5 protein-coding genes are annotated in these 3449 nt (G+C 63.5%); 2 read left to right on the top strand and 3 right to left on the bottom strand.

Going from position 1 to position 3449, the window contains the following annotated elements:
- Together VE092_RS06820 and VE092_RS06815 are read right to left on the bottom strand one after the other, a co-directional pair.
- Positions 1-137, bottom strand: a 137-nt coding sequence (locus VE092_RS06820; RefSeq protein ID WP_324875136.1) for a 2-dehydropantoate 2-reductase N-terminal domain-containing protein, incomplete at its 3' end; no start/stop codon positions are given.
- A 146-nt stretch (positions 138-283) separates the two neighbouring features.
- Entirely contained in the window at positions 284-886 is a 603-nt protein-coding gene (locus VE092_RS06815) for a TetR/AcrR family transcriptional regulator (protein WP_324875134.1), read from the bottom strand.
- Between the two features lie 167 nt (positions 887-1053).
- Between VE092_RS06815 and VE092_RS06810 the strand changes: the two genes are divergently transcribed.
- Positions 1054-1896 carry an AraC family transcriptional regulator gene (locus VE092_RS06810; protein ID WP_324875132.1) on the top strand — a complete coding sequence of 281 codons (843 nt, stop codon included), beginning with the start codon at positions 1054-1056 and terminating at the stop codon, positions 1894-1896.
- Positions 1897-1973: 77 nt separating this feature from the next.
- Entirely contained in the window at positions 1974-3026 is a 1053-nt protein-coding gene (locus VE092_RS06805; protein WP_324875130.1) for a GntG family PLP-dependent aldolase, read from the top strand.
- A 52-nt stretch (positions 3027-3078) separates the two neighbouring features.
- On the opposite strand, the gene VE092_RS06800 is transcribed toward VE092_RS06805, so the two are convergent.
- Positions 3079-3449 (bottom strand): aldo/keto reductase (locus VE092_RS06800; RefSeq protein WP_324875128.1); only part of this gene is annotated, 371 nt, incomplete at its 5' end.

The raw sequence follows: 3449 nt of genomic DNA, 5'->3' as shown, positions 1-3449 counted from the left end.
TCGATGACCAGTCCCTCCTGTTGCAATTGCCGGGCACGCCGCTCACGCACCAGGAAACTGACGTCCTGGCCCGCTTCAATCAGACGCGCACCGTAATATCCTCCCATGGCGCCAGCGCCGAGAACCAGTATCTTCATGTTCATTGATCCGTTAGATAAATTATGATCATAATATATAAATCCGAGAAAACATGCACCGCGCCCTACCCGGGAGGCGATAGCTGGTTCGATGGGCGTGCAGGAGACCCGTCCTGGGCCGTTAGGCGCAGGACATGGCGGGATTCCTAGGGCCGCTTTTCCTTCAGGTCCGAGAGCAATTCCTTCCGGGCGGCGTCGAGGATCTCGCCGGACAGAGCGGTCGCGCCGCTGGCCCGGGCCAACAGAAGTGCGCCCACCATGGTCGAGAGCTGGGCGATGGCGCGTCGTCTGCGGGTCTTGGGTCCACTTGGTGGCTGAAGTGCGGTCAGGCTGTCGAGCAGGTCATCCAGGCCGGCGCGATAGGCGGCCCGCACCGGCTTGTCCTCGTCCACGCGTGCCACGTCGCTGGCCAGCATGGCAGCCGGGCAGGCCTTGCCGGGCGCGTCGCGGTTCTCCTCGCTGAGGTAGCGGCCGATGATGGCCTCGATGGCGTCCGTCGGCGATCGGCTCTGGGCGGCCTGGGCGTGCCATTTGTTGCGCGACAGATCAAAAGCGCGGGTGCAGGCGATGGCGGCGAGCTCGTCCTTGGATTTGAAGTGGCCGTAGAAACCGCCGTGCGTGAGGCCGGCGGCCTTCATCAGGTCGATCACGCTGACCCGGTCGATGCCCATTTCGCGAAACAGTTGCGCCGAGACGTGTTCGATGCGGTCGCGATTCAGTTCTGCTTGCTCAAGGGTAACGCGGGGCATGGTGGTTCCTGGGGATGGAGAAAAGGCTTCATCATAAGCGATCAAGCCTGCCACCGGTACCTGGTCCCGGCCTGGCCTGAGCGGTCCCCGGTCGTGGCCGGTGGGCATGCATGATGCTTGTCATTTATCCTTGTTCATCCACGGTATCGAATTCCTCGTCTGCGTCCATGAATAAATCGCCACCTGCTTCCGAACGTTCCAATCTGGTGCGCCTCTGGCGCGAGGCGGACTTCGGTGGTGCCGAACTGCTTGCCGCCAGCTATCACAACCACCATTTCCCACCGCATGCGCATGATGAATATGCTTTCGGCATCATCGAACGAGGTGCTCAGGCCTTCCAGCACGACCGTGGCAAGCGGTTGACCATGCCGCAAGGATCGATCGGCGTCATCAATCCGGGCGACGTACACGAAGGACGCCCCGCCGACGGTCAGGGATGGGATTACCGGATGGTCTATCTGTCGCCCGACTTCGTCTGCCGTCTCTTCGAGCGGGAAGCCGGCCATCCGGCTGGCTTGCCCTGGTTTGCCCGGAACGTGATCTTCGATGACCAGACCATTGTCATGTTGCGGGCGGCGCACTGCAGTTCTGCGTCGCCCGATGCGAGCCGACTGGAGGTGAGCTCGCTCTTGACTGCGGCAGTGATCCAGCTGTTCGCCAGGCATGCGCAGTTCCGTCAGCGCAGGCTGGAGCAGGCGGCTGCGCCGCGAGCAGTCCGTCATGCGCGGGAATTCATCGATGCCCATCTGGTCGCCAGTCCTTCGCTGGAGGAGTTGGCGTCGGTGGCCGGGGTCAGCCCCTATCACCTGCTGCGCCAGTTCAAGGCCATTCACGGCATGGCGCCCCATCGCTACCTGATCCAGCGGCGGGTTGCCATGGCCAAGACGATGCTGCTGGCCGGCCGCCAGCCCAGGCGGGTCGCCATCGAGCTGGGCTATTGCGATCAGGCGCATCTCAGTCGTGAGTTCAAGACCTTCTACGGCGTGGCGCCGAGCCGGATCGGTCGCTAGAAAATAGCAAGATTATCCAAATCCCGAGACCGCGCCGCGCGCATATTGCTTGCTCCATCATTGAAGCGAGGTGTGCCGTGATTGATCTTCGAAGTGATACCTGCAGTCGGCCTACCGAGGCCATGCGTGACGCCATCCGGGATGCAGTGGTCGGTGACGACGTCTATGGCGACGACCCGACCGTCAAAGAACTGGAGCGCGAGGTCGCCGCGCTGCTCGGCAAGGAGGATGCAGTGTTCATGGTGACCGGGACCATGACCAACCAGGTTGCCATCCGCGCCCATACCGAACCGGGTGATGCGGTACTGTTCGATCAGAACGCCCATGTGTACATCCTGGAAGGCGGGGCGCCGGCGGCTTTCGCCGGCGTGCTGCCGCGCTTGCTACCGGGCGTGCGCGGTGTGTTCTCGGCCGCCGATGTGAGTGGCGCCCTGGGGCTGTCGCACCGCTTCTTCCCCAGCACGATTCCGGCACCGGTGAAACTGCTGTGCCTGGAAAATACCCACAACCTGGGAGGCGGAAAGGTCTGGCCCATCAAGCAGATGGCCGCGGTGTGCGAACTGGCGCGGCGGCGCGGCGTCGCCCTGCATCTTGACGGTGCCAGATTGTGGCATGCCACGGCCGCCTCCGGCATCACGGAGCGCGAATATGCGCGGCACTTTGATTCCGTCAGTGTCTGCTTTTCCAAGGGGCTGGGAGCTCCAGTCGGTTCCGCCCTGGCAGGCTCGCGGGAATTCATCGCGCGCGCCCGTCGCTTCAAGCAGCAGATCGGTGGCGGTTTCCGTCAGGCGGGCATCATAGCTGCCGGCGCCCTGTATGCGCTGCGTCACCATCGCGAGCGACTCAGCGACGATCACCTCCACGCAAGAATTCTCGCAAGAGGCATCGCCGGGATACCCGGCATCGCTATCGATGTGGCTACGGTCGAAACCAATATCGTCCGCTTCGAAGTCACCTCGACCACGGCGGGCGATTTCGTTGACAGGCTGCACGCCCGTGGGCTGCATGTTCTGCCGTCCGGGGAGCGGGGCGTGCGTGCCATTCCCTATTTGAATATCTCGCAGTCGCAGATCGATGAGGCCGTCGGCATCATCGCGGCAGTTGCCAGGGAGGTGCAGGCGCTCAGCTGAGTTCGCCATTGGCAGGGCCGGATCGAGGCGGGGCCATGCTGCGAGGGCGGCATCAATCCCACGCCGGTGCAAAGTCCGGATTGGCCAGGCGCTCGCCGCGATCCAGTGCTGCGATGGCACTCATCTCGGCGTCTGACAAGCTGATCTTGCCCGCAGCCAGGTTGCTGGCCAGGTTCTCGCGCCGGGTGGACGAGGGGATCACCGCGAAGCCCTGTTGCAGCGACCAGGCCAGCGCCACCTGCGCGGCCGATACACCGTGGCTGGCGGCGATCTCCAGCAGCGTCGCATCATGCATCACCTTACCGTAGGCCAGGGGCATGTAGGCGGTGAGGTGGATGCCCTGGGTGCGGGCGTATTCGATCAGCTTGCGGTTCTGCAGGAAGGGATGGATCTCGACCTGGTTGGTGGCGATCTGGTCGGCAC

Source organism: Herbaspirillum sp. (genome assembly GCF_035644555.1).
In the GTDB taxonomy this organism is placed as follows: Bacteria; Pseudomonadota; Gammaproteobacteria; order Burkholderiales; family Burkholderiaceae_D; genus Herbaspirillum.
Note: the sequence above shows the minus strand (reverse complement) of the source record. Positions and strands in the feature narration are given on the sequence as shown.

Excerpts from the sequence above, each read along its gene's own strand:
- VE092_RS06815 (WP_324875134.1), bottom strand. The coding sequence starts at position 886 with ATGCCCCGCGTTACCCTTGAGCAAGCAGAACTGAATCGCGACCGCATC.
- VE092_RS06810 (WP_324875132.1), top strand. The coding sequence starts at position 1,054 with ATGAATAAATCGCCACCTGCTTCCGAACGTTCCAATCTGGTGCGCCTC.